This window comes from Flavobacterium fluviatile (assembly GCF_010645065.1).
GTDB lineage: Bacteria > Bacteroidota > Bacteroidia > Flavobacteriales > Flavobacteriaceae > Flavobacterium > Flavobacterium fluviatile.
Genome location: NZ_JAADZW010000111.1, coordinates 1 through 554, shown reverse-complemented (window position 1 = coordinate 554; position 554 = coordinate 1). Strand labels below are relative to the sequence as shown.

The following is a 554-nucleotide window of genomic DNA, read 5'->3' as shown; positions in this document are numbered from 1 at the left end:
GCGGCAAAAGTTAAAGATGATGAACAATTAGCACTTATTGAGGTGCTTTTAGGAAAACATCAGAACCTTAACAATGAGCAAGTCGTTAGACATTACAATGATGTTGCCGGAGTAATTGGATGGAAGCCTATAGATGCCGGAGTAATTGCCAACAAACGAAAAGAACTCGATTTGTATGTGTTTGCCGGACAGCATGGAGAAACTGACCTGATGCACCAAAAACACATGCAAATCAAGCGAAGCAAGCCAAGCGCACCAATGTTGTTTTGGTCAATGGACGGTTGGGATGCCGAACTTCTTTATCAAAAAACAATAGTTGATAAAGATGGTCATTCAAAAACAACCTATCACAACAGGCTCACAGTAGTAATGATACTCGACCCATTCAATAATTACATAGTGGGGTACTCAATTGGCACTAAGGAAAGTCCTGATTTAATTAGACAGGCTCTTAAAAACGCTCTTAAACATACTGAAGAATTATTTGGTAATAAATACAAACCGTATCAATTACAAACAGACCATTATCAAATTAAAAACCTGCAACCTACCTA

At 38.1% G+C, this 554-nt stretch carries 1 protein-coding gene; it reads left to right on the top strand.

Going from position 1 to position 554, the window contains the following annotated elements; all coding sequences use genetic code 11:
* On the top strand, positions 1–554 hold a 554-nt coding region (locus tag GXM17_RS21505), incomplete at both ends, for a hypothetical protein (protein ID WP_208796489.1).